Source organism: Armatimonas sp. (genome assembly GCF_031410135.1).
Classification (GTDB): domain Bacteria; phylum Armatimonadota; class Armatimonadia; order Armatimonadales; family Armatimonadaceae; genus Armatimonas.
Window position 1 is genome coordinate 1 of record NZ_JANNYP010000244.1, and the last position, 3,946, is coordinate 3,946.

At 60.6% G+C, this 3,946-nt stretch carries 5 protein-coding genes; 2 read left to right on the top strand and 3 right to left on the bottom strand.

The features are described 5' to 3' along the window. Nucleotides 1-24: 24 nt before the first annotated feature. Complete coding sequence (locus RMO15_RS08985) at nucleotides 25-1,305, top strand: STM4012 family radical SAM protein (RefSeq protein ID WP_369016093.1); 1,281 nt, start codon at nucleotides 25-27, stop codon at nucleotides 1,303-1,305. 12 nt (nucleotides 1,306-1,317) lie between these two features. Then, nucleotides 1,318-2,178, top strand: a complete 861-nt coding sequence (locus RMO15_RS08990) for an STM4011 family radical SAM protein (protein WP_309710856.1) — start codon at nucleotides 1,318-1,320, stop codon at nucleotides 2,176-2,178. Here the strand turns inward: RMO15_RS08990 and RMO15_RS08995 are convergent. From RMO15_RS08995 to RMO15_RS09005, 3 genes are all read right to left on the bottom strand, one after another. Continuing rightward, nucleotides 2,175-3,044 (bottom strand): DUF6745 domain-containing protein, encoded by an 870-nt coding sequence (locus RMO15_RS08995; RefSeq protein ID WP_309710859.1) that lies wholly within the window; start codon nucleotides 3,042-3,044, stop codon nucleotides 2,175-2,177. The two genes, RMO15_RS08990 and RMO15_RS08995, sit on opposite strands and share 4 nt — an antisense overlap. A 2-nt stretch (nucleotides 3,045-3,046) precedes the next feature. Next, entirely contained in the window at nucleotides 3,047-3,355 is a 309-nt protein-coding gene (locus RMO15_RS09000) for a hypothetical protein (RefSeq protein ID WP_309710862.1), read from the bottom strand. Nucleotides 3,356-3,404: 49 nt separating this feature from the next. Then, nucleotides 3,405-3,946: hemolysin III family protein (locus RMO15_RS09005; protein ID WP_309710865.1), on the bottom strand; the 542-nt coding region annotated here is incomplete at its 5' end.

Below are 3,946 nucleotides of genomic sequence, written 5' to 3' on the forward strand. Positions count from 1 at the left end.
CTATGCGGAGTTTTTTCTCACACCATGACCGACCCGAACTCGCTTGACACGCTCTTAGCCGGACCGCCGTTTCTGGGCTATGCCTACAGCTATCCGCATAAGAGCGCCTACCGTCGGCTGAGCCCACCGGCTGCTCTGGAAGCACTCTGGAGCGAGGAGCCCGAGGCGAGTGAGACGGCGCTCTATCTGCACATTCCCTTCTGTGAGATGCGCTGTGGGTTCTGCAACCTGTTCACCACCCCAAATCCGCCTGAGGAGACCGAGCCTCGCTACTTAGATGCCCTGGACCGTCAGGCCCGAGTGGCTCCTCAGCGACGTATCTCCCGCGTGGCTTTTGGGGGCGGAACCCCGACGTTTCTGAGTCTTGCCGGGCTGGAGCGTGTCTTGTCACTTGCGGCGCACTTTGCCCCGCTGCCTGAGGTTCCCTTCTCCGTCGAGACCTCGCCACGCACGGCCACCCCCGAGAAGCTGGCCTTACTCCGAGACTTTGGCGTGGATCGGGTGAGTATCGGAATTCAGTCATTTGTTGAGGCGGAGGTGCAGGCAAGTGGACGCGCACAGAAACCCGAGTGGGTCAAAGCGGCTCTGGAAAACATTCGTAAGAGCGGCTTTCCGACCCTCAATATTGACCTGATCTACGGCCTGCCTGGCCAGACTGAGGCGAGCTGGCAGCACTCGCTTACCGAGGCGCTTCATTGGCAGCCGGAGGAGATCTATCTCTACCCGCTCTATGTCCGTCCTCTCACAGGCTTGGACGGTAAGGCGCAGACCTCACCGGATGCACTCTTACTCTACCGCCAAGCACGGGAGCGGCTTTTAAGCGCAGGCTACGAGCAGGTCTCGCTACGCTTCTTCCGGCGAATCGGGGCAGCAAGCCACCCGTCGAGCGATGCCATCGGAGGAAGTCTCATCGGGCTGGGCTGTGGGGCACGCTCTTACACCCAATCGCTCCACTACTCCAGCGAGTTTGCCGTGGGCCGTGCGGGCATCCGCAGTATCCTGGCAGGCTATCTTGAGCGCACCGAGGCCGCCTTTGCCCTCGCCGACTACGGTGTCTGGCTCAGCGATGAGGAGCAGTGGCGACGGCATGTGGTCTATGGCCTCCTTCAGCAAGCTGAAGGTGTGGACGCACGTGTCTTAGAAAAGCTACCGCAGCTTACAGAGCTAATCGAGCGGAGTTTAGCCGTGTGCGAAAACGGAGCGCTTCGCCTCACTCCAAGTGGTTGGGAGCGGGCGGATGTGCTTGGCCCGTGGCTGACCTCAGCGGCGATGCGTGCCCAGATGGAGACTTTTTCTCTACGATAAATGATAAATGCGATGAACCTGACGATCCTCTACCGTGGCCCTCTCTCTTCCTGCAACTACGCCTGCGATTACTGTCCCTTCGCCAAGCACACCGAGACCGATGCCGAGCACGCCACGGACGCGGCGGCGCTGGAGCGTTTTTTGCAGTGGGTCGAGGCGCAGCAAGGAAAACACACGCTCTCGGTCTTCTTTACTCCCTGGGGCGAGGCGCTGGTGCGGCGACGCTACCAAAAAGCACTGATCCGCCTGACCAACCTGCCACATCTTCAAAAAGTCGCGATCCAGACCAATCTGTCTTGTCGGCTAGACTGGACGGATGACTGTGACAAAACCAAGCTCGGACTCTGGGCGACCTACCATCCCGCAGAGGTCTCTCGGCTAGACTTTCTGACGCGCTGCAACGAAGCGCGCACTCGTGGGGTGCGCTTCAGTGTGGGTGTGGTGGGCATGAAAGAGCACCTTGACGAGATCGGAGCCTTGTGCAAGGCACTCCCTACCGACACTTATCTCTGGGTCAACGCCTATAAACGCGTGGAAGACTACTACAGCCCGAGCGAGCTTGATTTTTTAACCGCGATTGACGCACTTTTCCCTCTCAACAACACCCGTCACCCCAGCCTAGCTCGTGCTTGCCTAACGGGAGAGACCGTCTTCTCCGTGGATGGCGAGGGCGTGATGCGGCGCTGCCACTTTGTCAAAACCCCGATTGGTAGTCTCTACACCGATAACTGGGAGAGCGCGCTCTTGCCCCGCCCCTGTCCCAACGAGACCTGTGGCTGCCATATCGGCTACATTCACCTCCCCGAGCTCAACCTCTACCCCGTCTTTGGCAGTGGCCTGCTAGAGCGACGACTGCCCATGGCTCAGGTCTAGGTCTCACGAATGGGGGCGTAGTCGGCGGGATTGTCGAAGCCTGCGATCCAGGCAGCGGCTTGGTGGCAACCGGTAACAACGGGGGGGACGCGCAGAAGATACTCACGGCCCGTTGAGGGACAGCCCACGGCAAGGCACACCAAGTCCTCATCGCCGCGCAAGGCAATGCGCAGGAGCCGCCGTGGGCCGCCGGGATCGGTATCTTGGTCTAGTACCTGCGGGTTTACATCGCTCACAAAGCGCTCCAGCCCGATGCGCTCCAGCATCACGCGGCGCACTTCGGTATTGGCAGTGGCAAGAACATCATGGCCTGTGAGCGTCTCGGGCGCAAAGACCACCCGTGCCTCCACCAGAACGCCATTCCAACGAAGCCGAGTGCGCTGAAGTGGATGAGGTAGCTCCGTAATCCCTGTCTCCGCCACATCCAGCCACGACGAAACCCGGAGCGTATCGGGTAGGGTGGTGAGGTTTGTGCAGCCCGCCAGATCGAGCTGCGCCAGCTCCGTCAGCGACTCTGGCAGCTCTGTGAGCCAAGCACAGCCACGCGCCCGCAGTCGGCCCACGCCCAGGGTGAGTTTTCGGGGCCAGCCCGTGAGCTTGGTGCAGCCGGAGATATCCAGAAAGTCCACGCTCAGCCCCTCCGGAAGTGCGGCAAGCTCGGTGCAGTTGGTAAGATCCAGCGAGCCCACGCGAAAGTTCTCGGGGAGCGCTACCAGCCCGCTTCCCGCCGCATCCAGCTGAAGCACCTGCAGATCTGAGGGGAGCTGCTTGAGGTTCTTACACCCACGCACCGTCAGCCGACTAAGGCGCAGTCCCGCGGGAAGCTCGGTGAGCGTGAGGTCCTCGGTGTAGTCTTGCGAGAGCATCGTCAGTCCACCACCCTTCGGATCGCGCCGGGGGTGTACTCGCGCTGGTGCCAGAATCGGTAGAGCCCACGGGGCAGGACAATCGGCCCGTGCTCTTCGTGAACCAGCCGGGCGCTCTCAGCGACCACTTCAAAGTAGCCATCCTGGCCTCTGGTATAGAAAACAGCCGCTTTGGGATCTTCGATCCGGTGGCTGTGCCCTGTCACTTCGCCCCACGCCAGAACCGGAGCACCGTTTCGTAATAAAACACGCTCGGGTAGTTTCTCAAGCGCACCGATCATAATATCGCCATGTCGCCAGTGTCTTTGCATTCTCTTCTCCTGCCAAGACACTCCCGGAGAAACAGAGAAAGCGGAAGGACTAGAGCAGGCTCATGAAGACAAAGTGACAGGCGCTTGCGGCCATTACCATCACGTGCCAGAGATCGTGGTAGTGAAACACACGGCCTGGCTTGGGATTGGGATGTTTGACGCAGATCGCGCCGCCGATGCTATAGATCAGGCCGCCCAGTGCCAGCCAGAAGAGCGCGGTGAGGGAGAGGGTCTTCACGATCGGGACGATGGCGATCAGAAAGACCCAGCCCATGAGAATAAACAAAAGCGCCTGAAGCCAGTGGGGAACGCGCTGTTTCAGCGCCCAGTCCACCACAATGCCAATCACGGCCAGCCCCCAGATGATCCCAAAGAGCGTCCAGCCCCAGCCGCCACGTAGCGGCAAGAGACACAGCGGAGTGTAGGTGCCCGCGATGAGCAAGTAGATCCCCGTGCGGTCGAGGCCGTAAAGAATGCTCTCCGCTTTTTCGGAGACCCGCAGGCTGTGATACAGCGCACTACCCGTAAAGAGCAGGATCAGGGTAGCCCCATAGATCGAGAAGGCAGTCGCGCGCCACGGCTCGCCGCGCG